This is a genomic window from Paraburkholderia sp. FT54 (genome assembly GCF_031585635.1).
Classification (GTDB): Bacteria; Pseudomonadota; Gammaproteobacteria; order Burkholderiales; family Burkholderiaceae; genus Paraburkholderia.
Genome location: NZ_CP134195.1, coordinates 2,314,270 through 2,338,817 on the forward strand (window position 1 = coordinate 2,314,270; position 24,548 = coordinate 2,338,817).

17 protein-coding genes and 1 pseudogene are annotated in these 24,548 nt (G+C 64.1%); 9 read left to right on the top strand and 9 right to left on the bottom strand.

Features of this window, described 5'->3' with window-relative positions; all coding sequences use genetic code 11:
• Window positions 1-14 precede the first annotated feature (14 nt).
• From mfd to mscL, 4 genes are all read left to right on the top strand, one after another.
• A complete protein-coding gene (gene mfd, locus RI103_RS10790; protein WP_310812028.1) occupies window positions 15-3,497 on the top strand; it encodes a transcription-repair coupling factor in 3,483 nt (1,160 codons plus the stop codon).
• 152 nt (window positions 3,498-3,649) lie between these two features.
• On the top strand, window positions 3,650-4,888 hold the full coding sequence (gene argE / locus RI103_RS10795; protein WP_310812029.1) for an acetylornithine deacetylase: 1,239 nt from the start codon (window positions 3,650-3,652) through the stop codon (window positions 4,886-4,888).
• Window positions 4,889-4,942: 54 nt separating this feature from the next.
• Window positions 4,943-5,965 carry a threonine/serine dehydratase gene (locus tag RI103_RS10800; protein ID WP_310812030.1) on the top strand — a complete coding sequence of 341 codons (1,023 nt, stop codon included), beginning with the start codon at window positions 4,943-4,945 and terminating at the stop codon, window positions 5,963-5,965.
• Between the two features lie 183 nt (window positions 5,966-6,148).
• Window positions 6,149-6,595 (top strand): large conductance mechanosensitive channel protein MscL, encoded by a 447-nt coding sequence (gene mscL / locus RI103_RS10805; protein WP_310812031.1) that lies wholly within the window; start codon window positions 6,149-6,151, stop codon window positions 6,593-6,595.
• 127 nt (window positions 6,596-6,722) lie between these two features.
• Here the strand turns inward: mscL and RI103_RS10810 are convergent, their stop codons facing one another.
• The 3 genes from RI103_RS10810 to RI103_RS10820 all read right to left on the bottom strand — a co-directional run bounded on the left by RI103_RS10810 (window position 6,723) and on the right by RI103_RS10820 (window position 10,986).
• The gene (locus tag RI103_RS10810; protein ID WP_310812032.1) at window positions 6,723-8,696 is read right to left on the bottom strand and encodes a response regulator; all 1,974 of its coding nucleotides are present in this window, start codon (window positions 8,694-8,696) and stop codon (window positions 6,723-6,725) included.
• Between the two features lie 81 nt (window positions 8,697-8,777).
• Entirely contained in the window at window positions 8,778-9,287 is a 510-nt protein-coding gene (locus tag RI103_RS10815; RefSeq protein WP_310812033.1) for a response regulator, read from the bottom strand.
• Window positions 9,288-9,366: 79 nt separating this feature from the next.
• Window positions 9,367-10,986 (bottom strand): ATP-binding protein, encoded by a 1,620-nt coding sequence (locus RI103_RS10820; RefSeq protein WP_310812034.1) that lies wholly within the window; start codon window positions 10,984-10,986, stop codon window positions 9,367-9,369.
• 415 nt (window positions 10,987-11,401) lie between these two features.
• Between RI103_RS10820 and RI103_RS10825 the strand changes: the two genes are divergently transcribed.
• The gene (locus RI103_RS10825; RefSeq protein WP_310812035.1) at window positions 11,402-11,896 is read left to right on the top strand and encodes a hypothetical protein; all 495 of its coding nucleotides are present in this window, start codon (window positions 11,402-11,404) and stop codon (window positions 11,894-11,896) included.
• 266 nt (window positions 11,897-12,162) lie between these two features.
• Here the strand turns inward: RI103_RS10825 and RI103_RS10830 are convergent, their stop codons facing one another.
• On the bottom strand, window positions 12,163-14,664 hold the full coding sequence (locus RI103_RS10830) for an AsmA family protein (protein WP_310812036.1): 2,502 nt from the start codon (window positions 14,662-14,664) through the stop codon (window positions 12,163-12,165).
• A 158-nt stretch (window positions 14,665-14,822) separates the two neighbouring features.
• On the opposite strand from RI103_RS10830, the gene RI103_RS10835 reads away from it, so the two are divergent.
• Together RI103_RS10835 and RI103_RS10840 are read left to right on the top strand one after the other, a co-directional pair.
• Window positions 14,823-15,551, top strand: a complete 729-nt coding sequence (locus RI103_RS10835; protein WP_310812037.1) for an ATP-binding cassette domain-containing protein — start codon at window positions 14,823-14,825, stop codon at window positions 15,549-15,551.
• The gene (locus RI103_RS10840) at window positions 15,548-16,354 is read left to right on the top strand and encodes an ABC transporter permease (RefSeq protein WP_310812038.1); all 807 of its coding nucleotides are present in this window, start codon (window positions 15,548-15,550) and stop codon (window positions 16,352-16,354) included. Before RI103_RS10835 ends, RI103_RS10840 begins: the two co-directional genes overlap by 4 nt.
• A 37-nt stretch (window positions 16,355-16,391) precedes the next feature.
• Here RI103_RS10840 and RI103_RS10845 read toward each other — a convergent pair whose 3' ends face one another.
• Window positions 16,392-16,949: a DUF6013 family protein gene (locus tag RI103_RS10845; RefSeq protein ID WP_310812039.1), complete on the bottom strand. Its 558-nt coding sequence runs from the start codon at window positions 16,947-16,949 to the stop codon at window positions 16,392-16,394.
• Between the two features lie 254 nt (window positions 16,950-17,203).
• Between RI103_RS10845 and RI103_RS10850 the strand changes: the two are divergent.
• Window positions 17,204-17,512, top strand: a pseudogene (locus tag RI103_RS10850) (LysR substrate-binding domain-containing protein); the annotation flags it as partial.
• Between the two features lie 42 nt (window positions 17,513-17,554).
• Here the strand turns inward: RI103_RS10850 and RI103_RS10855 are convergent.
• The 4 genes from RI103_RS10855 to RI103_RS10870 form a co-directional block, all read right to left on the bottom strand.
• Entirely contained in the window at window positions 17,555-17,857 is a 303-nt protein-coding gene (locus RI103_RS10855; protein ID WP_310812040.1) for a hypothetical protein, read from the bottom strand.
• Window positions 17,858-17,904: 47 nt separating this feature from the next.
• Window positions 17,905-20,895 (bottom strand): DNA ligase D, encoded by a 2,991-nt coding sequence (ligD, locus tag RI103_RS10860; protein WP_310812041.1) that lies wholly within the window; start codon window positions 20,893-20,895, stop codon window positions 17,905-17,907.
• A 43-nt stretch (window positions 20,896-20,938) separates the two neighbouring features.
• A complete protein-coding gene (locus RI103_RS10865) occupies window positions 20,939-21,964 on the bottom strand; it encodes a Ku protein (RefSeq protein ID WP_310812042.1) in 1,026 nt (341 codons plus the stop codon).
• A 134-nt stretch (window positions 21,965-22,098) separates the two neighbouring features.
• A complete protein-coding gene (locus RI103_RS10870) occupies window positions 22,099-23,352 on the bottom strand; it encodes a cytochrome P450 (RefSeq protein WP_310812043.1) in 1,254 nt (417 codons plus the stop codon).
• Between the two features lie 321 nt (window positions 23,353-23,673).
• On the opposite strand from RI103_RS10870, the gene serB reads away from it, so the two are divergent.
• Window positions 23,674-24,513, top strand: a complete 840-nt coding sequence (gene serB / locus RI103_RS10875; RefSeq protein WP_310812044.1) for a phosphoserine phosphatase SerB — start codon at window positions 23,674-23,676, stop codon at window positions 24,511-24,513.
• The last annotated feature ends 35 nt before the right edge of the window (window positions 24,514-24,548 follow it).

Genomic DNA, 24,548 nt, shown 5'->3' on the forward strand with positions numbered 1-24,548 from the left:
GCTTTTTCCCATCTATGCCAGACATCGCCGCAACATCGCAGTACTCCCCGCCCGTCGCGCTCGTCAAGGCCGGCCAGCGTTTCGCCTTCGACGGCACGCACGGCTCGTCCGACGCGCTGCTGATCGCCCGCTACCATCTCGCCTATCGCGAGCAGGTGCCGCTGCTGGCGGTCGTGTGCGAAAGCGCCGTGGATGCCCAGCGTCTGGCGCAGGAAATCGGCTTTTTCGCGCCCGAGGCGCGCGTGCGCCTGCTGCCGGACTGGGAAACGCTTCCTTACGATACCTTTTCACCGCATCAGGATCTGGTCTCGGAGCGTCTCGCCACGCTGCACGATCTCGGCGAAGGCCGTTGCGACATCCTGCTGGTGCCCGCCACCACTGCACTGTACCGCATGCCGCCCGCCTCGTTTCTGGCCGCCTACACGTTCTCCTTCTCGCAAGGCGAGCGCCTCGACGAAGCCAAACTCAAGGCGCAGTTGACGCTGGCCGGCTACGAACACGTGAGCCAGGTGGTGCGTCCGGGCGAATACTGCGTGCGCGGCTCGCTGCTCGATCTCTATCCGATGGGCTCGCCCTTGCCCTACCGGATCGATCTGTTCGACGACCAGGTCGACTCGATCCGCGCGTTCGACCCGGACACCCAGCGCAGCCTGTACCCCGTGAAAGACGTGCGCCTCTTGCCAGGCCGCGAATTCCCCTTCGATGAAGCCGCCCGCACCGCGTTCCGCAGCCGCTGGCGCGAGACCTTCGAGGGCGATCCGAGCCGCGCGTCGATCTACAAGGACATTGGCAACGGCGTGCCGTCCGCGGGCATCGAATATTACCTGCCGCTTTTCTTCGACGACACGGCCACGCTGTTCCACTATCTGCCCGAAGGCGCGCAACTGGCGTTCGTCGGCGATCTGGACGCGGCGATCCGGCGCTTCACCAACGACACGAAACAGCGCTACAACTTCCTCTCGCACGACCGCGACCGGCCGATTCTGGAGCCGCAGCGACTGTTCCTGTCGGACGAGGATTTCTTCACGCTCGCCAAGCCGTTCGCGCGGCTCTCGCTGCCGGCGAACGCGGGCGGCGGCTGGTCGACCCCGTTGCCCAATCTCGCGATCGACCGTCATGCGGAAGATCCTGTCGCAGCCTTGCGCGCGTATCTCGACACCACGCCGAATCGCGTGCTGTTCGCCACCGAATCGGCGGGCCGGCGCGAAACGCTGTTGCAGTTGCTTGCGGACAATCATCTGCGGCCGGTGTCGAGCGACAGCTTCCAGGACTGGCTCACGAGCGACGAGCGCTTTTCATTGGGCGTCTCGCCGCTTGCCAACGGTTTTGCCGTGCCGGCCGACGGCATCGCGATCATCACCGAGACCGAGCTGTATGGTCCGCTCGCGCGTCGCGCGGGGCGTCGCCGCCAGGAACAGGCGAGCAACGTCGATTCGATGGTGCGCGACCTGTCCGAGCTCAAGGTGGGCGATCCGGTCGTGCATTCGCAGCATGGCATCGGCCGCTATATGGGACTCGTCACGATGGATCTCGGCGAAGGCGAGACCGAGTTCCTGCATCTCGAATACGCGGGCGACAGCAAGCTCTACGTACCGGTCGCGCAGCTGCACGTGATTTCGCGCTATAGCGGCGCCGATCCGGAAAGCGCGCCGCTGCACTCGCTCGGCTCCGGCCAGTGGGAAAAAGCCAAACGCAAGGCCGCGCAGCAGATCCGCGACACCGCGGCCGAACTGCTGAATCTCTACGCTCGCCGCGCCGCGCGTTCGGGCCATGCGTTCGCGCTCGAACCGAAAGACTACGTGAAGTTCGCGGAGAGTTTCGGCTTCGAGGAGACGCCGGACCAGGCCGCCGCGATCGCGGCCGTGATCGGCGACATGACGAGCGGCAAGCCGATGGATCGCCTCGTGTGCGGCGATGTCGGCTTCGGCAAGACCGAAGTGGCGCTGCGTGCGGCGTTCATCGCGGTGATGGGCGGCAAGCAGGTTGCGCTGCTCTCGCCCACCACGCTGCTCGCCGAACAGCACACGCAAACCTTCAGCGACCGCTTCTCCGACTGGCCGGTGCGGATCGCCGAACTGTCGCGCTTCAAGTCGACCAAGGAAGTCAACGCGGCGATTCAGCAGATCAACGAAGGCAGTGTCGATATCGTGATCGGCACGCACAAGCTGCTCTCGTCCGACGTGCAATTCAAGCGGCTGGGACTCGTGATCATCGACGAGGAGCACCGTTTCGGCGTGCGTCAGAAAGAAGCCCTGAAGGCCTTGCGCGCCGAAGTGGACGTGCTCACGCTGACCGCCACGCCGATCCCGCGTACGCTCGGCATGGCGCTCGAAGGCCTGCGCGATTTCTCCGTGATCGCCACCGCGCCGCAAAAGCGCCTCGCGATCAAAACCTTCGTGCGCCGCGAGGAAGACAGCGTGATTCGCGAAGCCATGCTGCGCGAGTTGAAGCGCGGCGGCCAGGTCTACTTCCTGCACAACGAAGTCGAGACGATCGAGAATCGCCGGCAGATGCTCGAAGCGCTGGTGCCCGAAGCGCGCATTGCGGTCGCGCACGGCCAGATGCATGAACGCGAACTCGAACGCGTAATGCGCGACTTCGTTGCGCAGCGCGCCAACGTGTTGCTGTGCACGACCATTATCGAAACCGGTATCGACGTGCCGAGCGCCAATACGATCCTGATTCACCGTTCCGACAAGTTCGGTCTCGCGCAGTTGCATCAGTTGCGTGGCCGTGTGGGCCGTTCACATCACCAGGCTTATTCGTATCTGCTGGTCCACGATCCGCAAGGGCTGACCAAACAGGCGCAACGCCGCCTCGAAGCAATCCAGCAGATGGAGGAACTCGGTTCGGGCTTCTATCTGGCCATGCACGACCTCGAGATTCGCGGCACGGGCGAAGTGCTCGGCGACAAACAGTCTGGCGAAATTCACGAAATCGGCTTCCAGCTCTACACCGACATGCTGAACGACGCAGTGAAGGCGCTCAAGGAAGGCAAGGAGCCGGACCTGACCGCGCCGCTCGCCGCGACCACCGAGATCAACCTGCACGCGCCGGCGATTCTGCCCGCGGACTATTGCGGCGATGTGCAGGAGCGTCTGTCGCTCTACAAGCGCCTGGCTAATTGCGAACACAACGATTCGATCGACGGCATTCAGGAAGAGCTGATCGACCGCTTCGGCAAATTGCCGCCGCAAGCGCATGCGCTGGTGGAGACGCATCGTCTGCGGCTGGCGGCGAAGCCGTTGGGCATTTCGAAGATCGATGCCGGCGAAGCGGTGATCGGCTTGCAGTTCATCCCCAATCCGCCCATCGACGCGATGCGGATCATCGAGATGGTGCAAAAGCACAAGCACATCAAGCTCGCGGGTCAGGACAAGCTGCGTATCGAAACGCGCAGCCCCGATCTCGCCGTGCGTGTCGCCACCGTCAAGGAAACCTTGCGCGCGCTCGGCACGCCTGGCCGCGGCACCGCCGCCAGCGCCGCCGCGCGATGAGTTCGCGGATCGCGCCGCGCTAACGCGGCGTTAAAAAACGGGGTACGTCTAGTGGTTTTTCGTTCATGCTGCGGTGCGCAAACGCGCGCCGCGGCATACGGGCGACATTTTTTTTGGGTATGATCGAAAGACTTAAATGCCGGAGTCTTCTCATGTCCCACGTCGCTGAATCAGCGCAGTCTTCCCAATCGCCCGCCTCTGCTTCGAGTTCTTCCTCGCCTGTCTCGCTCCCCTGGGTCACCCGCCTTGTGTCGATGGACACGGTCAGCCGCAATCCGAATCTCGGCCTGATCGAAACCGTGCGCGACGAGTTGCGCGCCGTCGGCATCGAGGCCACGCTCACGCACGACGAACGCGGCAAATGGGCCAACCTGTTCGCGACGATTCCCGCACATAACGGCGAAACGAACGGCGGCGTGGTGCTGTCGGGCCATACCGACGTCGTGCCCGTGGACGGCCAGCAATGGGACAGCGATCCGTTCAAGCCGGAAATTCGCGGCGACAAGCTATACGGCCGCGGCACCTGCGACATGAAAGGTTTCATCGGCGCCGCGCTGACACTTGTACCGGAGATGCAGCGCACCAAACTCGCCAAGCCGATTCACTTCGCGCTGTCGTTCGACGAGGAAGTGGGCTGCGCGGGCGCGCCGCTCATGATCGCCGACCTGATGAAGCGCGGCGTGAAGCCGGACGGCTGCATTGTCGGGGAGCCGACCAGCATGCGGCCGGTCGTGGCGCACAAAGGCATCAATGCCTACCAGTGTTGCGTACGCGGTCAGGCCGCGCATTCGTCGCTCACGCCGAAGGGCTTGAACGCGATCGAATACGCCGCGCGCCTGATCTGCTACATCCGCGATATCGCCGACCAGTTCCGCGAACAGGGTCCGTTCGACGAACTGTACGACGTGCCGTTCACCACCGCGCAAACCAGCACGATCGTGGGCGGCAACGCGATCAACACCGTGCCGGCCGAGTGCAGGTTCCAGTTCGAATTCCGCAATCTGCCCACGCTCGATCCCGAACCGATCTTCGCGCGCATCGATCAATACGCGCGTGAAACGCTGCTGCCGAAGATGTTGCGCGAGCATCCATCGGCGGCGATCGAGATTACGAAAATCGCCGCAGCGCCCGGCCTCGATTCGTCTGAACAAGCGGCCATCACGCAACTGGTGCGCGCGTTGACCGCCGATCAGGACAAGCGCAAGGTCGCCTACGGCACGGAAGCCGGCCTTTTCTCGCTGGCGGGCATTCCGAGCATCGTATGCGGCCCTGGCGACATTCAGCAGGCGCACAAGGCCAACGAATTCGTCGCGCTGGATCAGCTGGTGGCGTGCGAGCGTTTCTTGCAGAAATTCATTCACAGCATGTCGGTAGACGCGCACGCGCACTGAAACTGAGGCGCGTAGAAAGAGTCTTACTCACATCGATCCTCGCACGCCCACGCCATGTCAACTGCCACGCCGCGACACACCGACCATACGATCGACGGCGAGCCGATCCCCACGCTCGACGACATCGCCGCACAGCATTTTGCGTTGACACCGTGGGTGACGCGAACGCCGGTGTTCGACAGGCCGGACTTTCCGTCGCTGGAAGGCACGGTGGTGAACTTCAAGTTCGAACTGTTGCAAGCGGGTGGCAGCTTCAAGGCGCGCGGCGCGTTCACCAATCTGCTCGCACTCGACGAAACCCAACGCAGTGCGGGCGTCACCTGCGTGTCGGGCGGCAATCATGCGGTGGCGGTCGCGTATGCGGCCATGCGCCTGGGCATCAGCGCCAAGGTCGTGCTGTTTCACGCGGCCAATCCGGCACGCGTGGCGCTGTGCCGGCAATATCGCGCCGAGATCGTATTCGCGCAAGACATCGCCGAGGCATTCGAACTGGTGCGCCATATCGAGGCCGAAGAAGGCCGCTATTTCGTGCATCCGTTCAACGGTTATCGCACGGTGCTGGGTTCGGCCACGCTCGGCTACGAGTGGGCCACGCAAACGCCCGATCTTGAAGCGGTGATCGTGCCGATCGGCGGCGGCGGCCTGGCCGCCGGTGTCGCGACCGCCATGCGGCTCGCGAATCCGAACGTCCATGTCTTTGGCGTGGAACCCGAAGGCGCGGACGTTATGGGCAAGAGTTTCGCCGCCAATCACACGGTCAAGATGCGCCAGATGCACGGCATTGCCGATTCGCTCATGTCGCCGCATACCGAGGAATACAGCTACGAATTGTGCCGCCGTCATATCGATCAACTCGTCACCGTCTCCGACGACCAGTTGCGCGCGGCGATGCTGACCTTGTTCGGACAACTGAAGCTTGCCGTCGAACCGGCCTGCGCCGCAGCCACCGCCGGATTGCTCGGCCCGCTGCGTGAACAGTTACAAGGCAAACGCGTAGGCGTGCTGCTGTGCGGCACCAATACCGACCCGGTCACATTTGCCGCGCATATAGAACGTGCGCGGCATGGCGAGTCATAGTTTCCTCAATAAAGAAGGCGCCGGGCCGCCCCAAGTTTTCCCGGGCCCTCTTGGCGGGCCTGGCGCGAAGCGCCAGCTTGGGGCGCTCGTTATTAAAAACAATCCTCACGTTCCCGGCCAAAAAACTAGCCTATCCTTCTCAGGTTGGTATTATTCGCACATCGACTTCTGGGAGGAACCTCTATGAGCATGGTCAAGGAATTCAAGGAATTTGCTCTCAAAGGCAACGTGATGGACCTCGCGGTCGGTGTGATTATCGGCGGCGCTTTCTCCACCATCGTCAATTCAATTGTTAAAGACCTGATCATGCCGGTAGTCGGGCTTGCCACCGGCGGCCTCGATTTCTCCAATAAGTTCGTTCGTCTCGGTGCGATTCCGCCTAGCTTCAAAGGCAGCCCGGAGTCGTATAAAGACCTGCAAACGGCGGGCGTCGCAGTATTCGGTTATGGCTCGTTCATCACCGTGCTGATCAACTTCCTGATTCTCGCGTTCATCATTTTCCTGATGGTCAAGTTCATCAACAATCTGCGCAAGCCGGCTGAAGCCGCGCCGGCAGAACCTCCGCCGACACCGGAAGACGTTCTGCTGCTGCGTGAAATCCGCGATTCGTTGAAGAACTCACCGCGTTGAGTTTGCCGGCGTCTGAGCCGGAGCCAGCCACAAGCAGCCACAAGCCGCAACAAGCAAAAGGCCCGTTGCGAATCCCCCGCAACAGGCCTTTTTCCTTATCGTGCGCCAATACCTGCGGCGCATGCGCTCAAGCCTCCTTGCGCTCCTTCTGATTGACCGCGCCTTCGATCATCGTCTCCAGCTGGCCGAAATTGACAGGCTTGGTCAGATGCGAAGTGAAGCCGGCGCTCAGGCAGCGACGCACATCTTCGTCGGTGCCGAAGCCGGTCAACGCGACCGCGGGCGCGTCCGAGTGCTCGCGAAACGCCTTGATGAAATCGAGGCCGGTGCCGTCGGGCAATCCTACATCGCTGACGATCAGATCGAAGCTCTGCAATTGAGTCGCGGCCAACGCGTCGTCGATCCGGCCCACGGTCGTGACCTCGTGGCCGAGGCTGCGAATCAGTTGCTCCATGACCTCGGCGGTGTCCACATGGTCTTCGATCAGCAGGATGTTCAGCAGACCGGCCGGATGCACCTGGTCCGGCACCGCGACCGGTGAAGCCGCCTCCGGCGCCGCGGCCGTCGGCAAGGTGATCGTGAAGGTCGCGCCGCAGTGCGCGCCGGGGCTCTGCGCGGTCACCGTGCCGCCATGCACGTCGGTCAGCGCCTTCGTGATCGCGAGTCCAAGGCCCAGACCGCCGAACTGCCGCGTCATGTTCTGATTGCCTTGCTCGAACGCGTTGAAGAGTTTGCCGATCTGGTCCGGCTCGATGCCGATCCCCGTATCTTCCACCGATATCTGCACATGCATGCGTTCGTCGCGGGTACGCACATAAATATGGCCGCCGTCCGGCGTGAACTTGGCGGCATTGCGAATCAGGTTCCACAGCATCTGCTGCAGCCGCGCGCGATCCGCCAGCACGTAATGGTGCCGAGCGTCCTTGTGGACGTGCACGTCCTGCTGCTTGACCTGAATCTCGCTGCGAAAGAGTTCGAGCACACTGTCCATCACGTCGTGCACGTCGACCGTTTCCAGGGACAGCCGCAGCTTGCCGTTCGCCACGCGCGTGAGATCGAGCAAGTCGTCGATCAGTCGCGCTTCGAGTTCGACGTTGCGGCGGATCATGCGCACGCTCGCGCGCGCCTGATCGGGCAGATCCGGAATCATCTCGAGCACGCTGGCGCCGGCCAGCACCGGTGTGAGCGGCGTGCGCAATTCGTGTGACAGCATGGCCAGAAAGCGGTCCTTGGCGCGGTTGGCTTCTTCGGCGGTCTGGCGCGCGGCCTGCTCCGAGGTCAGCAGCCGTTCGCGCTCCTCGATTGCCTCGCGCTGCGAATGAATGTCCGTGCAACTGCCGAACCATTTGCTGACAGCGCCTTCGGCGTCGCGCATCGCCACCGCGCGCAAGTCGAACCAGCGGTATTCGCCGTCATGGCGACAGATCCGCAGCTCGTGCCGGTAATCGCCGGCATTGCCCGAGACCGCCTTGAGCCAACTACGGCGAATCTCCTCGCGGTCGTCCGGATGTACGGCGTCGAGCCAGGCGAGACCGTACGAACAGCTTTCAGCGAGGCCCGTGTAGTCGTACCACTGCTTCGACAGAAAATCGCAGTCGCCCACGCCGTTGCAGGTCATGACGAGGTGCGGCAACGCCTCCGACAAGGTGCGGTAATGCTGCTCGCGATCGCGCAGCAGCAAGGCTTCATCCGACGCGCGCTGCAGACGCACTTGCGAGAGCACCCGCTCGACCGCTTCGGGAAGGTAATCGAGGTAATCGCCGGACTTCGGCACCACGTCGGACACGCCGGCGCGCAGTGCTTCGATGACGCGTGATTCGTCGGTGAAACCAGTCACGAGAATGGCGGGAATCCGCACGCCCTCCGCGCGCAAACGGCGAAAGAAGTCGAGGCCGGTCTCCGGCCCGTTGAGCTGATAGTCGAGCACCAGCAAGTCGGGACCGCCGCCCGCGAGCCGCTCGCGGGCCGCTTCGACGCCGGCGCAGATCGTGACCCGGCAGCCGGCGCGCTCGAGCGACTTGCGCGCGAGCCGCAGGATGCCTTCGTCGTCATCGACGACCAGCACGTATGCGGCGGGCTGCGTGGACACTTCTTCGGTCATGCGAAGTCTTCTCTGGCTAAGGTCTTCAAGTGGTCTATCTTGTCACGAGCGGCTTTCGGCCAGCTTCATGCGAACCTTCCATCACGGCGCCGCGAGGCGATGCCCCGTAGGCAACTTGACCACCTGCAGGAAAAACCCGAGGCGGCGCACGGCTTCGATGAACGCATCATATTCGACCGGCTTGGTGATGTAGACGTTGCAGCCGAGCTCGTAGCAGCGCGCGATTTCGCGCGGGTCGTCGGTCGTGGTCAGGACGATCACCGGCACGGCGGCTGTCTGCGGCGATTCCTTGAGACGCCGCAAGACTTCGAAGCCGTCCACCCGCGGCATTTTCAGATCGAGCAGCACGACGAAATTCATCAAATCTTCACGCGCGGGTACGGCGCTGTCAGCGGGCTCGGCCGCGGAACGCGCGGCGGCGTCCGCCGGTGACGGCGCAGGGCCGAAAAAATAATCGAGTGCCTGCTGGCCGTCGCGAAAGCGCACGAAACCGTTCGAAATACCGGCACGGCGCAGATTGCGCTCGACAAGCGTGGCATGGCCGTCGTCATCTTCGATCAGCACGATGCTGACCGTTTCCCCGTGACTCATATGCTCTCCGTACTGAACGATTGGTTGATGCCTGCCGCTTGTGATGATCCGCGCCGCTGCCGCATCTGCCCGCCCTTGTTCAGAGCCGCGCGGGCTGTTCCGGCAACACCACGAAAAACGTCGACCCCGCGCCTTCCGCCGACTCGACCCACACACGGCCCCCATGCCGCTCCACCGTGCGACGCACCACCGCGAGGCCGATGCCGTCGCCATTCGCGACGTCGCCATGCAGCCGCTGAAACGCCCGGAACACTTTCGACATATACGCGGCCGGAATACCCAGACCGTTGTCGCGCACATAATACGTGCGCATGCGTACCGCGCGCGGCTCGCCCGCCTCGACCGGCTCGACCGGTTCGGGTTCCAGCGCGCCGACTTCGATACGCCCGTTGCGCGCCGGGTCGAGGTAATTCAACGCGTTGCCGATCAGATTGCTGAAAATCTGCTCGATCGCGCCGGGGTCACCCCATGCAGGCGGCAGTTCGCGCACGGTCACCACAGCCGCGTGCTGCCCGATCGTGCCCTGCAGCGCGTCGACCACCCGGCCCACCACGCGCCCGACGCTTACGCGCTGCCACTGGTACTCGAGCCGGCCGGCGCGCGAAATCCGCAGCAGCGCGTCGATGATCGAGGCAGCCCGCGTCACCGCCGTGCGCAGATATTGCAAGGACTCGCGCACCTCGCCGTTGAGAATATGCGCCATGCGCCGATGCTCGGCCTCCGGCAATGTTGCCGCCGCGACGACGCTGTCCAGCTCGTCACACGAGACCTGCAATTCCTTCGAGAAACCTTGCAGATTCACCAACGGCGAGCGCAGATCGTGCGACACGCTGTAGATGAACATTTCATTGTCTTGCGTCTCCTGACGCAGTTCCTCGTTGACGCCCGCCAGGTCCCGCGCGCGCGCTTCGAGCCGCGCTTTCAGCATGGCCTGCTCGGCTTCCGCCTCGCGCAGGCGCGCGCCTGTCTGGTGCAGCACGGTGTCGAGCGCGGCAATTTCATCGTTGCCCGACAGCGGTGCCGCGAGCGAGCGCCCGCTGCCCAGGCGCTCGGCGTTGTCGGTCAACACTTCCAGCCGCCGGCCGATGCTGCGCGCAAAGACCACCGCGGTGGCCGCCCAGATCAGCATCGAGCCCAGCACGGCGCCGATCAACGCGTACTGCTGACGGTCACGGCGCCGCGCAAGCGAGGCCGAGCGTTCAGCGTCCAGCCGCGACGCCTCGTTGCCGAACGCGGCGAGCTCGTCGCGAAACACCGCGATCTCCTGCGGCAACGCGCCGGTCTCCAGCGCGGCAAACGAATTCGGGCGGTGCCCTGCATGCAGCGCCTGCGAGATTCCGACCGTCTGCGCGCGATACGCGTCGATCGCCCGCTGCATCTTGTGCACGCGCTCGACCTGCTGCGGCGTACCGGCAACCAGCACCTCGAGATTCGACAGACGGTCGTTCAGATCGACCCACACCGTATGGCGGTCGATCAGCGACGCATCGCCGATGACCATGCCCGTGCGGACCCGCGCGGCCTGGCGTAGCAGCGGATCGACGATGGCCGACGACTGATAGAGGATCTGTTTGCTGTTGGTGACCCACTGCGCGGCCTGCGCTGTCTGCTCCTGGGTATCGAAGACGACGCCGAGAAGCGCCAGCTCGACCACGCTCGGCACTGCAATCAGCAGCAGACCCTTGGTGAATAGTTTCATGTTCGCCCGAAGAGTCGCAAAGGGTCACTCAAGCGGTCACTCAAGGCGCGGCGATTCGCGTGACCGGCCACGCCACGGCCGCGTCGGCGAGACTGTACAGCGCCGGATCGGCGAGCTCGGCGCAGTGCAGCCGGACGGGCCATTATCGACGTGAATTCGAGATATTTCAACGTAGCGGCATGATGCGCTCGCCCACACAAAAACGACTTTTTTATTGGTATGAGATGATTTTTCGGCGCCTCGTGCGTCTATGATGGAGACAGATGTGCTGGGAAGCGAAAGCGCGCGGCGAGGCGGTTCGGCATGATTCGTGCGGGAGGCGGTGGGGCGGCGTAGTCGTCGAATCATCGTGAATCCGGTCTTGTCGTATGCTATAAAAGATCGACGTGCGGCGCGCGAAGCCGGGAGTGGTCGCATGAGGACGCTGCGTTTCTTGCAATTCTTTTTCAGGCGAATTTTTATGTCCTTCCCGAAAAAGCGTAGACGCGCGAAGGTGGACGGCGATGAGTCGTTCCTCGCGGTACTACGGCATTTCAAGCCGTTCGGTCAGCTCGACACCAAGATTGCGCGCGCTCGCGCGCAAGACGAGCCGGTCCTCTATGCACATGTGCTGCCAGGGCTCGACGTGCTCCTATGCAGTGTGCGTGGAGCACAACCGCCCTATCCCGCACCGGCCGAGTTGCGGCGCCGCTGCATCGAATCCATTACCAATGCGCTGGAGCAGCCGCTCGACGGTCTCGAGAACGGCGGCTACTGGTACGAGGCCGACGGTTTCGGCTTTCTGGTGTTTGCCAGCCGGGCTCGCGGCAAGATCCTCGCGGAATTCGGCGCGACTCGCATCGGCGGCGCCCGTCGCGGGGTGCGTCGGCAGGATGCTGCCGGAGACGCCGCACCGCGTTCGCTCAGGTAGACCTTTACCTTTGTAGACCTTCACGCTCACGACACCGTCTGTTCGTCAGGCGGCGTTGTGTCATCACCTTTCCTTGATTTGACTCGCCATCTCAGGCGTTGTACGCGCGATCTGTCTGCGCGCGTACAACGCCTTGCCTCATCTCGTCGTGATTTCGTCGATGCGGCCGCGTCCGGGCGGCACGCTGATGAGCCACAAGAAAATCAGGGAAAGGCCGCCGCCGAAGCTCCAGCTGAGCCAGTGTGCAGGCAGGATGAAAAAAGGCATCAGCTCCCCTTGTATTCAGCCGCGCTGGCGGGCGACGTCGTCGCAGGCTTCTTCTGGTCCGTCGTGGCCGGCGACGACGCGCCGCCGGAAGGCTTGTTGACCGGCGCGCCATCCAGAGAAATCGCCGACTTGGGCTGCTGCTTCACGCCCGGCGGAGGCGCGGTCGGCGCCTGGCGGATCTGCTCCAGCATCTGCGTGCACGGCAACGGCTTGTTGTTGCTCGGCGCGAGCAGCGGAATCAGCGCCGCGAACGGATTGATCAAGCCGAGGCCGACCGCCGCGCCGCCGCGCAATGCCAGCGCGGCCGCGTTCACGCCCACGTGCGGATCCTTGAAGGTGCCTTTCACATAAAGCGGCGAGCGCAGCGAGAACACCCGGAAGCCCTTGGTATGCGGATGCACGCCGAGGTCCATCGACTCGTCACGCATATTCACGTCACCGTCGATATTGATCACCGCGTCATCCGTGTCGAGCGCGAAGACGCGCGAATCGAGCACGCCGTTGGTCGCGACGAAATCGGCGGCCGCGCAGTTGATCTTCACGTCGCGATTGCCGAACAGCTTTTCATACACGACGTTCGCCACGTTCAGCCCGGCCGCTTCCATCAGCAGGCGGCTCACCGTGCCGTCCGTTATCAGCGCTTTCACCTCGCCGTTCGAGGTTGCCGCGAGCGCCGCCGGCGAATTGCCGGTTGCGGTCAGCGCGGCGTCGCCATTGATTTCACCGAGCGCGTTCTGCATCGACTTGAAGTTCGGGAACAACTGCTTGAGCTTCAGATGCCGCGCCGATGTCGCGAGGCGGCCCTTGAGCGGTGTCGCGCTGCCGTCCAGATGAATGTCCGAAGCGAACGTGCCGCCGGCCACGCCGAACTTCAACGGCTCAAGCGAGAGCACGCCGTCGGTCATCACGATGTGGGTGTACAGATCCGTGATCGGTAGATTCACGTCCTTGACGATGCGCCGGCCGGTGAACTTCACGTCGGCGTCGATCGCCTTCCAGCGGTCGGTGCGGAATTCCTCGACCGGCAGCGCCTTGTTCGACGGCTGCGCGGTTGCGTCGCCACGCTTGGCCTTGTTCGCGTTCGAATCCGCGCCGATCACAGGCGCCAGATCGGAAAATTGCAGCAGATGCGAGACCAGTTCGCCCTGCAGCAACGGACGCGGTTCACGCGCCGTATAGATCAACGAGCCGTTGATATCGCTGCCGCCGACCCGGCCTGTAAAATTTTCATACTTGAAGACGTTGCCGGTGGACTTGAACTGCCCGACGAGGCGTCCTTCGGTCGCATACGGCGGCGTGTCAGGCAAAGTCACGCCAGTCAGCGCATAGAGACGCGCCATGCTGTTGCCTTGCAGCCAGAGGCGCAGATCGACCGCGGCGAGATGCGCCGGATCGGTGATCGTGCCGACGAGGCCGACATGCAGATCGCCCGCCTTCACATCGGCCTGCACCGGGAACGGCCGGTTCGCGTCCTGCAACGCCAGCACGCCGCCGACCTTGCCGGTGCCCGACACCGGCGTCTTGTTGTAAGTCCCTTTGACGGTCCAGCCGATGGCGTACGGAGGAATCTCCTGCTGCGCGCCGGCTTGCGCTTGCGCCTCGCTCGCGCCCGAAGCCGAAGCAGGCGCGGACGCCACGACCGCGCCGCTCGCGCCCGCGGCGACGGCCTGGCTGGCGCCCTTCGAGCCGCCCGCGACCAACCCGCCCGAGGCGCCCGTGGCCGCCGTCGTACCCGACGCGGTGATATCCGTCGACGACGCGCCGGAGGCTGCCGCCGCGGACGCCGCCGCGGCTTCCGATGCCGCCTGCGCATTCGCCTGCGCGGTCAGCTTGTTCGCGCCCGACTTGCCGATTGCTTGCGCCGACGAACTGCGCGACGCGGCTTCCTGCTGCTTCATCGCTTCGCCGATAGGGATCGGCTGGCCGAGCGTGTCGACGACCATTTGCAACTCGACCTTCTTCTGCTGATCGGAGAGCGCGATGTTGCCCTTGGCAAAGGCGATGTCATGCAGCTCGAGCTTCCACTCGGAAGGCGCGCTCGACGACGCCAGTTTGAAGGTCCAGTTGTTGCGCCCGTCGAGCAGGCGCTCGAGGTCGACGGAAGGATTCACGAGGTTGATGGTGGGAATCACGATATCGTGCGTGATCAGCGGCAGCACCTTGACCTGGAAGTCGATCTCGTCGAGCGTGGCGAACTGCGGCTGCCTGGTCCAGTCCGGATTGCCCACCGTGATATTGGCCGCCGAGAAACGCGGCCAGGGCACCCAGCCCCGCCAGCCGGTCTCGCCGACCGGATGCCGCCAGCCGACCTTCAGATCGCCATTGATGGCGAACGGCCTGCCGATGGCCTGCGTCACTTTGTCGTTGATATAGGGCCTTGCCCGGTTCCAGTCGAAGGTCAGTATGAAAATGGTCAGCGCGACAATCAGAATGGCGACGATCGCCAGCAGCCATGCGATGATTTTTCCGATCCGCCTTCCGATCGTGTTCGACACTGCCATTGAGAGGCTCCGCTACTTTGTTCTACGTTGAGCACCGTTCAGCACGTTGCGTGCCCGATCCTCGATCAGCAAGCGCATGTCGCTGGCGTTTTATCATGCTGCACACGCAGGTCGCGGCGGCCTTCGAGATTACCCATTCCCCCATTGCACATTTACTCATGACCGATGTTCCTTTCGTCCTCGCCGACGGCCTCGCCCGGCGCGATGCCGTGCGCGGCCAGACGCTGCTGCAGCCGACCACCTTCGCCCTGCACGCGGGCGACCGCGTCGCAATCACCGGGCCATCCGGCTCGGGCAAGAGCGTGTTCCTGCGCGCGCTCGCGCTGCTCGATCCGCTCGACGCGGGACGCATCATGTGGCACGGCGCGGCGGTGGAACGCGCCGCCATTCCGCGCTACCGGCGCAACGTCGCGTATATCCGGCAGCGGCCCGCGCTGCTCGACGGCAGCGTCGAAGACAATCTGCGCTACCCGTTCGGATTGCGCGCCTATCGCGACGTGCGCTTCGATCGCGCGCGCGCGGCGCGCCTCGCCGCTCAAGCCGGCCGCGGCGACGATTTTCTCGACAAGAGCGCGAGCGAGCTGTCCGGCGGCGAGGCGCAGATCACCGCGCTGATTCGCGTGCTGCAACTCGCGCCCGAGGTCCTGTTGCTCGATGAACCCACCGCCTCGCTCGACCCGGAGTCGTCGCGTGCCATCGAAGGTCTGGTGCACGCATGGTTCGACGCCGAGCCTGGCCGTCATGCGTCGATCTGGGTGTCCCACGATCCGGCGCAAGCCACGCGCATGAGCGCGCGGCATCTGACCATGCGCGCCGGCGTGCTCGACGAAACCGCGCAGCACGAGACACCGCCCGCGCATCAGGCTCATCAGGAGTTCGGCCAATGACCCTGCAAAACCTGACTCTGTGGGATGTGGCGATTGCCGCGCTGTTGATCGTCGTCAACGGTGTCGTGTCGGTGGCGCTCAAGCTCGATCTCGAACGCAAGCTCGCCTGGGCGGCCGTGCGCACTGTCGTGCAATTGCTGGCGATCGGCTACGTGCTCGGCTGGGTGTTCCGCTATGCCCATTGGTACGTGGTGCTGCCCCTCATGATCGTGATGACGCTGATTGCCGGCTTCGCGGGCGCGCAACGCGGCAACCGCACCTATCGCGGACAACGTGCCGACAGCGTGCTGTCGATCTGGGTCAGTTCGTGGCTGGTGGCCGCGGTCGGGCTATTCGTCGTGATCCGCATTCACCCGTGGTACGAGCCGCAGTACGCGATTCCGATTCTCGGCATGATCCTCGGCAATACGCTGACCGGCGTGTCGCTCGGCATCGAACGGATGAGCGAGGAATTGACCGCGCGGCGCGACCGCGTCGACATGGCGCTCGCGCTCGGCGCGACACGTTGGGAAGCCGCGCAGGCGCCGGCGCGGCAAGCGGTACGCGCGGGCATGATGCCGACGCTCAATCAGATGGCCGTGGTCGGCGTGGTGAGTCTGCCCGGCATGATGACCGGCCAGGTGCTGGCCGGACAATCGCCATTGCAGGCCGTGCGCTATCAGATCGTGATCATGTTCCTGATCGCCGCGGCGTCCGCCTTGGGGACGGTGGGCGCGGTGCTGCTCACGTATCGGCGGCTCTTTTCGGCGGAGCACCGGTTTCTGTCGGCGCGGCTCGTGGAACGGGCCGCGGCGCGGCGCTGAGCCGCGTGCAGGCCCTCGCCACGCAGCGGACCTGGCTCTAGCGCTTGGCGCTGACCGCGACTTCCGTGCCGTCGCTGAGCGTGAGCGTTTTCGTGCTGCCATTGACCGGCATCGTGAAGCGCACGATCTGACTGACGCTCACGTCGTTCGGGCACTTCAGCGTCTTGCCGCCGGCCGTCACGGTTTTCACGCCCTTCGGCGTCTGCGCCTGGAAGCTCAACTGCACGCTCGCCGTGCCGTCGCCGGCGACCACCGGCGCGAACCGGATCTGCGTCTGCCGGATCATCGCGCCGTTGGTGTCGACGGGCAGCGACGCGTAGTTGGGGCACGCATCCGTCGCGGGAACCGGGCCGCCCGGCGGCACGGTTTTCCATGTGAAGTCGTCCGATTCGCCGGAGCGGATCGTGCGCGTTTCCTGCGAATTGCCGAACTGTTTGGATGTGACGCGCACCGTGTAGCGAATCGGGCCGTCGAGGGCGGACTGGGACGTGACCGTGATCGGCGTGGCGGCGTGAGCCATCGGCACGAGCATGCCGGGCGCGAACGCGCATGCGAGAGAAGCAACAACTGAAACGGCGGAGAGTCGGAAGCTCATACTGTCACCTCGTTGTTGTGCCGCTGCGCGCCCGCTTCAGCGCTATTGCCCACGCACCGCCAGACTGGACGAAGCCGGGCCGCGAGACACGCAACTGTTTTAGCATGATGCCCTACCAGTCTAACGCCAAGCGAGGCTGCGCGCGCTGCCCGCGAATCGGGTGTTAACCCGCTTGCGGCGACGCGTTTTCCGCGCGTGTGGCGGTTCAGACACGCACGAATGCCCGCGGCCGCAGCCCTGGTCGATGTCGATATTTTGTGACGCCTGCCGGACCGCTCGAGGTGCGCGTGAGCGGACGCCTCGTCACGGACAACGGCGAGGTGATCCGCGACGCCCTGCTGACCGGTTTCGGCATCGCGCTCAAATCGACCTGGGACGTCGCGCCCTATCTGCGCAGCGGCGAACTGGTCAGCGTGCTGGACAGCTATCCGCTCGCCGAGAACGCGGCAATCTGGGCGGTGTATCCGAGCCGTTCGTTCGTGCCGCCGAAGACGCTCGCCTTGATCGAATTCCTGACGGCCCATTTCGGCGATCCGCTTTACTGGGACATCGACCCGGTATGAGACGGAGGCGCCGCCGACGGGCGCGAATCGATACGTCGTCGGTCAATGCTTGCCGCGTGTGCCGCTGGTTCCTTTGCCACCGGAGTTGACGTCGGTGTGCGCGTCGTTCTGCGTTTTTTGCTGATACTCGTCGCCGCCGCGACGGTCGGTGTCTTTCAGCCCCCGTTCGAGGTCGCTATGCGCCTGCTTGCCGACATGGCGCGGACTGTCCTCGTGCTGCGATTCCGGATCCTGATCGGTTTCGTGCGGCAGTGGCACGGCAGCCTCCTGCAGCGATTCGGGTTGCTTTTTGGCGTGCGGGTCCGCCTGCTTGTCGCCATCGGACGATTGCGGTGAGGTCTTCATGGTGTGCTCCTTGTCGTTCTGAATCGGATCCGCCGGTTGAAGCGCGCTTACTGCGCGTCATCCAGACGTTTTTTCATGGCCGCGGTGATGCGTTGGCGCGTCTTCGCATAGTCCGCCCACGGGTCGCTTTTGAGGTCGGCGAGGCGCTCGTGCAGATTCTCGATGGTCCATTGATCGCCGCCGCTGGTGCTCGCCACTTCGTCCCACGAAAGCGGCACCGATACGCCCAGGCCCGGACGCGCGCGTGCCGAGAACGCGGCGACCGTGCTGGAGCCGCGGTTGTTGCGCAGGTAGTCGACGAAGATTTTCTGCTTGCGATTCTGCGCGCCCATCTTCGCGCTGAAGTACTTGGGCAGCGTCGCCGCCATGTGCTGCGCGACGGCTTGCGAGAAATCCTTCACCTCGTCCCAGCCGGCCTGTTTCGCGAGCGGCACGACCACGTGAAAGCCCTTGCCGCCGCTCGTCTTGCAGAACGACTTGAGGCCGAGTTCCTCGAGCAGCGCGCGTGTCAGTTGCGCGGCCTCGATCATGCGTTCCCAGCCCAGCGACGCGTCGGGGTCGAGGTCGAACACCACGCGGTCCGGCTTTTCGATATTCGACACGACGGCATTCCATGTGTGAAATTCGACAGTGCCCATCTGCGCGGCACCGACCAGCGCCTTGAGCGTATCGACGGTGATCAGCGGCGGATGACCCGGATCGAGGCCCGGATGCTGCGTGACGTTCGGAATCGACAGCTTCTGGCTGTGCTTCTGGAAGAACAGCTCGCCGCCGATGTCCTCCGGCGCGCGCACCAGCGACACCGGCCGGTCTTGCAGATGCGGCAGCATCCAGCCGGCAACCGATTCGTAGTAGTGCACGAGATCGATCTTGCGCGCGCCGCTGCTTTTGTCGATGACGCGCTCGGGATGGGAGACGCGAACGCCGGCGACTTCAGCCGGAGTCGCGGCAGTGTTTGATTTGGCGGCTGCGCCTTTGCCTGCTTTGGCTCTAGCAGCCGTGCTTTTCGTTGCAGCGGTTTTCGCGGCACTGACCTTCGCGCCGCCTGTCTGCGCGCCGCGGCTCTTTATGCTGACGCCTTTCGCGTCCGCCGTTTTCGCCTCGGCGCCGGATCTCACCGCGCCAGGCTTCTGCGCGCCAGATACAGCCGCAGTACTAGCGGAAGCTTTGCGCGCCGTGCGTTTCTTCGGCGCGTCGTCGGATCCAGAATCGGTTTGCTGTTGCACGTCGGCTCCCTGGCGAGGTGTTTCCTTGACGATCTGCCGCGCCGGCTTGTCGTTGCGCAGGCTCACGAACGACGCCTGGCGCACGATGCCATCGCTTGTCCATTCCGCGAAATTGCATTCGGCCACGAGCACCGGTTCGACCCAATGCACCGGCGTGCGACTGCGCTCGCGCGGCGCAGCGGCAAACGGCATGCGCGAGATCTCATGCGCGTCGAGCTCTTTCTTGACCGAGCGCAGCAACGCCGCGTCGAAACCGGTGCCGACGCGCCCCGCATACTGCAATTTGCCTTTACCGTCGTAGACGCCGAGCAGCAACGCACCGAACGCCGCCCGGCTGCCGGACGGTTCCGAATAGCCGCCGATCACGAACTCCTGGCGGCGGCGGCACTTCAGTTTGATCCACGTCGACGAACGCCCCGACAAATAGCCACTGTCGCGCCGCTTGCCGATGATCCCCTCCAGCGCCATGTCGCACGCGCTCCGGAGCAGGTCTTCCGCGCTGAAGTCGAAATTGTTCGAGAAGCGCAGCACGCTGTCGTCGACGTCTTCAAGCAAGGCGCGCAGAATCGCGCGGCGTTGTTCGAGCGGCACGCCGCGCAAGTCGTAGCCGTTCAGAAACGGTATGTCGAACAGGTAGACGATGATGTCTTGCGGACGGCTCGCATCGAAGGCGTTTTGCAGCGCCTGAAAATTCGGCACGCCGTTCTGGTCCAGCACCACCGCTTCGCCGTCGAGCCATGCGCTTTCGATACCGAGTTGTTCGAACGCCTCGACCTGTTTGCTGAACTTCGCGGTCCAGTCATTACCGGCGCGGGTGAACACTGTGACTGCGCTTGCCTTGGCGTCCCGATCGATGCGGGTCAGCACACGATAGCCGTCGAACTTGATTTCATACGACCATTCATCGCCGGGCGGCGCGGCGTCGACGAGCGTCGCCAGTTGCGGTTTGAAGGTCGCGGGCAAGCGTGCTTTCACCGCGCCCTCGATCGAGGGCGCGGCGGCAAGTTCTCGCAGCGACTGCGCGTTGCGCGTCGCTACGATGTCGGGTCGCCTGGGGTCGGCGCGACTCGACGAAGCGGCTTTCGCGCCATTCCTGCCGGCTCGTTTTGCGGCCGACGCAGTGCTCGATTCCGCAGTGGCGTTCGCGGTTTTGCCTGTGCCCCTCGCTGTCGCCGTCTTCGTCGTTTTCGTCGTTTTCGCGCCTTGGGCCGCCGAGGCGCTGCCGCTCAGCACACTGCCCGGACGCTTCTTCAGAATGTCGTACTCGCTCTCGTTGCGCGCTTCTTCATCGCGTTCCTTGATCAGCAGCCACTGCTCCTTGTCGCCGCTGCCGCGCATATGACTGCGCACCAGGGTCCAGCCACCGTGCAGCTTTTCACCGTTCAGCCGGAACTTGAGTTTGCCGGCCGAGTACGTTCTGGCCGCTTCCGCCGCGCCGCCAATCGGTTCCCACGTGCCGCGATCCCATACGATCACGCTGCCCGCTCCGTAATTGCCCGGCGGAATTTCTCCTTCGAATGAACCGTATTCGACCGGATGGTCTTCGACATGCACCGCAAGCCGTTTCACTGACGGATCGAGACTCGGCCCTTTCGGCACCGCCCATGACAGGAGCGTGCCGTTCAGTTCGAGCCGGAAGTCGTAGTGCAGGCGACGCGCGTCATGCTCCTGAATCACGTATGAGAGCGCCTCGTCCGCTGCCTGCCTTGTCGTCTTCCTGCCGCCTGGTCTGCGACTCGCGCGCGTGCCCGTCGGCTCCGGCGTTTCGTCAAAGCGGCGCTTGCGGTTGTACAGGTCGAGTCTGTCGTTCATGGCGATGACGTCGTCGTGAGTGGCTCAGGCGCGACACAGACGCTCAGGCTGCCGCGCGACGTTTACGGGCGGCCGGCGTCGAGGAAGTTTTGGCAGCCGCACGACCGCTTGCGCCGCCGCTGCCGCGACTACGCGTCGTTGTGGTACTCGCCGCGCGCGTCGCGCGTGGCTTCTTGCGGGCCGGCGTTGCCGCCTCTGCGTCGCTATCGGCGTCGTCGTCCTCAGCGTCGTCGTCCGCGGCACGTTTGCGGCTGCCTGCCGCCGGCTTGCTCTTGCCGCGCCCAAGGCTGCGTTTGAGCAGATCAGACAGGTCGAGAATATCGGCGGATTGGCGCGACTCGTGGGGCACTTCGACTTCGGTGATTTCCTCGGTCTTGCCCGCGCGAATCTTGCGGTCGACCAGCGCCATGATGTCGTCGCGGAAGGTGTCGTGATACTGCGACGGATCCCACTTGTCGCTCATGTCATCGATCAGCTTCTTCGCCATGTCGAGTTCGCGCGCGGACACACCTGCGGCTTTCATGCCTTCGGGCGGCAGCTTGAATTCGTCGAAGTCGCGCACTTCCGCGGCCCAGCGCAGCGTGTTCAAGGCCAACACCGGACCGACAGGAATCAGCGCCGCGAGATGCTGTTTGTTATGCAGCACGACGCTCGCCACGCCGACCTTGCCCGACGCCTTCATGGCTTCGCGCAACAGTGCGTAGACCTTTTCGCCCTTGCGATCGGGCGTGAGGAAATACGGTGTGTCGAGATACAGAAACGAGATGTCGGGGGCGTCGACGAAAGCGAGGATATCGACCGTTTGCGTCGACTCGGGGTTCGCCGAGCGGATCTCGTCATCCGAAAGCACGACGTACTTGTCCTTCTCGTACTCGAAGCCGCGCACGATGTTATCGCGCGTCACATCCTTGCCGGTGCGCTTGTTGATCTGCTTGTAGCCGACCGGATCGATCGAGCGCTTATCCAGCAGATTGAAGCCGACCTTCTCCGACTGCGTCGCCGGATATAACTGCACCGGTACGTGGACGAGGCCGAAGCTGATTGCGCCCTTCCAGATCATGTGTGGCATCGTGCGCTCCCATGGGCCTAAGACCTGACGTGAAGCAGCAAGCGTGCCACGGGTTGTCGGCCACAGCTGGCACGCGCCGGCGTCGTCTGGCGGCGCATGCACAGACTGTAAGTCTTGCGACAGCACGGCAAAAGCTACGCTGTTCGGTGTCCTGCCGGTTCAAGCTCGAGCGGCACCGCGGCGAAGCCGCGAAATCGCACGCGGCCGCCGCGCGTCGGCTCGCCGTTCAGACGATAGGACGGAAAGCGCTGCACGAAGCGGCCAATCGCGATGCGCGCCTCGAGTCGCGCGAGCGACAACCCGGCGCACTGATGGATGCCGAAGCCGAACGCAAGGTGCCGGTTCGGATCGCGGCGGATGTCGAAGCGATCCGGATCCGCGAACTGTTCCGGATCGCGATTGGCGGCACCGATGCAAAGCGTGACCGGCGTGCCGCGCGCGAGCGCGACACCGCCGATCTCGGTATCGACGGTTGCGATGCGGTTGCCGAGTTGGTTCGAACTCTCGAAACGCAGACATTCCTCCACCGCCGATTCGATCAGCGACGGCTCGCGCAGCAGCGCCGCACGCTGCTCGGGCCATTGCGTCAGCGTGACGAGGCCATTGCCGATCAGATTCGTGGTCGTCTCATGGCCGGCGTTCAGAATGAAAATGCAGTTTTGCAGCAACTCCGCTTCGGACAACTGCTCGCCGCCCTCTTCGCCCTGAATCAGACGCGTCAGCACGTCGTGCTGCGGATCGCCCGGCTCGCGCCGGCGTCGCGCGACCAGATCGCGCAAATAGCCGACGAATTCGCTCACCGCGCGATTGCCCCGTTCGAGCTGCGCCTCGCTGAGCGCCGGTTCGAGCGCGCCGAGTATCGCCAGCGACCAGTCACGCAAGGGCTCGCGCTCCGCGTGCGGCACATCCAGCAGATTGCCGATGATCTCGACCGGAATCGCCGACGCGAACTCGCCGATCAGATCGATCCGACCGCGTTCGGCGGCGGCGTCGAGCAAGCCGTCGACGAGGCGCACCAGCCCCGGCTCCATCGCCGCGATGGCACGCGCGGTCAGCGCCCCGGCGATCAGCCTGCGCACGCGTGTATGGCGCGGCGGATCATTGAAGACGAGACTCGTGGTGTGATGCGTGTACAGCGGCGAGTCGCCGTACTTGGGCTTGAATTCAACCGTCTTGTCGGAGCTGAAGGTTTTCGGGTCGCGATACACCGCCTGCACGTCGCGAAACCGTGTCAGAAACAGCGAACCGTCCGGCATGCGCTTGACCGGCTCATGGGTGCGCAGCGCGTGATAGACCGGATAGGGATCGGCATGGAAAGCGGGATTCAGGTGGCGCAGATCGAAGTCGCGCGCAAGAGTGGATGCGTCGCTGGCGGTCGCCTGGGGCATGCGTTGTCTCCGTCATGATGCGCCTCATCATGGGATGTCAGTGCGTTCGCGTGCCGGACGTTGCGCGCCGCAAAGTGCGGATGCGACGGTCGGTGCGCGCTGTGGCTGCGAGGCGTCGTTCGATGCGTCAGTATGAACTGCGCGCCGCAAGATTGCACGGCGCGATGCGAGGTGTCGCCTTGAGCAGCGTTCGGAGCGGACACCGAGACGCGATGCCGGCCGGCGACCCGTTACAATAGCGGGATTTTCCGCGCACGCCGCGCGCCCGTGCTTTTGCGCGCATCGCGCGCCGTCCTTTTCCGCTTTATTGCGTCGTCGTCCATGAACCTCGTCATTCAAAGCCCCGCGCCCCTTTCTGCCGATCATCACAAAGCGCTCGTCGCGCTCGCGCGCGGTTCACACGCCAGCGTCATCGACGCGAACGCGATTCGCATTGCCGATGCGAACGTCGCCCAGCGCGCCGACCTCGATGTCTATTGCGGCACCCATCAACTCGACTACGCGTTTGTCGAAGCCGGCCGCCAGTTGCGCGACTTCGGGCTGGTCGCGATGGACATGGACTCGACGCTGATCACAATCGAATGTATCGACGAGATCGCCGACTTCTGCGGACTGAAAGCGGAAGTGGCCGCGATCACCGAGGCGTCAATGCGCGGCGAAATCAAGGACTTCAACGAAAGCCTGACGCGCCGCGTGGCGCTGCTCGAAGGCCTCGACGCAAGCGCGCTCGAGCGTGTGTACGAGGAGCGGCTGCAACTCTCGCCGGGCGCCGAGAAGATGCTCGCTGGCGCGAAGGCGGCCGGCCTGAAAACGCTGTTGGTGTCGGGCGGATTCAACTTCTTCACCGAGAAGCTGAAGGCACGACTCGGCCTTGATTTCACGCGCGCGAACACGCTTGAAATCGTGGACGGCAAACTGACCGGCAAGGTAATCGGCGAGATTGTCAATGCCGATGTCAAAGCACGCACACTGCGCGAAACATGCGCGCAATTGGGCATTGAACCGAGCCGCGCAATCGCCATGGGCGATGGCTCGAACGATCTGAAGATGATAGTCGAAGCCGGCCTTTCCGTTGCGTTTCGCGCGAAGCCGGTGGTGCGGGAAGCGGCCAGCGTGGCGTTCAACCATGTCGGGCTGGATGGGTTGCTGCGGCTGTTCTGATGCCAGTTGGATGCGCTGGCCGACGCAATGGCGGC

What these genes read in the sequence shown, in the direction of transcription:
- RI103_RS10865 (WP_310812042.1), bottom strand. Translation starts at nt 21,964, where the DNA reads ATGCCACACATGATCTGGAAGGGCGCAATCAGCTTCGGCCTCGTCCAC.
- RI103_RS10855 (WP_310812040.1), bottom strand. Translation starts at nt 17,857, where the DNA reads ATGAAGACCTCACCGCAATCGTCCGATGGCGACAAGCAGGCGGACCCG.
- ligD (WP_310812041.1), bottom strand. Translation starts at nt 20,895, where the DNA reads ATGAACGACAGACTCGACCTGTACAACCGCAAGCGCCGCTTTGACGAA.
- RI103_RS10835 (WP_310812037.1), top strand. Translation starts at nt 14,823, where the DNA reads ATGACCGATGTTCCTTTCGTCCTCGCCGACGGCCTCGCCCGGCGCGAT.
- serB (WP_310812044.1), top strand. Translation starts at nt 23,674, where the DNA reads ATGAACCTCGTCATTCAAAGCCCCGCGCCCCTTTCTGCCGATCATCAC.
- RI103_RS10825 (WP_310812035.1), top strand. Translation starts at nt 11,402, where the DNA reads ATGAGGACGCTGCGTTTCTTGCAATTCTTTTTCAGGCGAATTTTTATG.
- RI103_RS10800 (WP_310812030.1), top strand. Translation starts at nt 4,943, where the DNA reads ATGTCAACTGCCACGCCGCGACACACCGACCATACGATCGACGGCGAG.
- RI103_RS10830 (WP_310812036.1), bottom strand. Translation starts at nt 14,664, where the DNA reads ATGGCAGTGTCGAACACGATCGGAAGGCGGATCGGAAAAATCATCGCA.
- RI103_RS10840 (WP_310812038.1), top strand. Translation starts at nt 15,548, where the DNA reads ATGACCCTGCAAAACCTGACTCTGTGGGATGTGGCGATTGCCGCGCTG.
- argE (WP_310812029.1), top strand. Translation starts at nt 3,650, where the DNA reads ATGTCCCACGTCGCTGAATCAGCGCAGTCTTCCCAATCGCCCGCCTCT.
- RI103_RS10870 (WP_310812043.1), bottom strand. Translation starts at nt 23,352, where the DNA reads ATGCCCCAGGCGACCGCCAGCGACGCATCCACTCTTGCGCGCGACTTC.
- mfd (WP_310812028.1), top strand. Translation starts at nt 15, where the DNA reads ATGCCAGACATCGCCGCAACATCGCAGTACTCCCCGCCCGTCGCGCTC.
- RI103_RS10810 (WP_310812032.1), bottom strand. Translation starts at nt 8,696, where the DNA reads ATGACCGAAGAAGTGTCCACGCAGCCCGCCGCATACGTGCTGGTCGTC.
- RI103_RS10815 (WP_310812033.1), bottom strand. Translation starts at nt 9,287, where the DNA reads ATGAGTCACGGGGAAACGGTCAGCATCGTGCTGATCGAAGATGACGAC.
- RI103_RS10845 (WP_310812039.1), bottom strand. Translation starts at nt 16,949, where the DNA reads ATGAGCTTCCGACTCTCCGCCGTTTCAGTTGTTGCTTCTCTCGCATGC.
- mscL (WP_310812031.1), top strand. Translation starts at nt 6,149, where the DNA reads ATGAGCATGGTCAAGGAATTCAAGGAATTTGCTCTCAAAGGCAACGTG.
- RI103_RS10820 (WP_310812034.1), bottom strand. Translation starts at nt 10,986, where the DNA reads ATGAAACTATTCACCAAGGGTCTGCTGCTGATTGCAGTGCCGAGCGTG.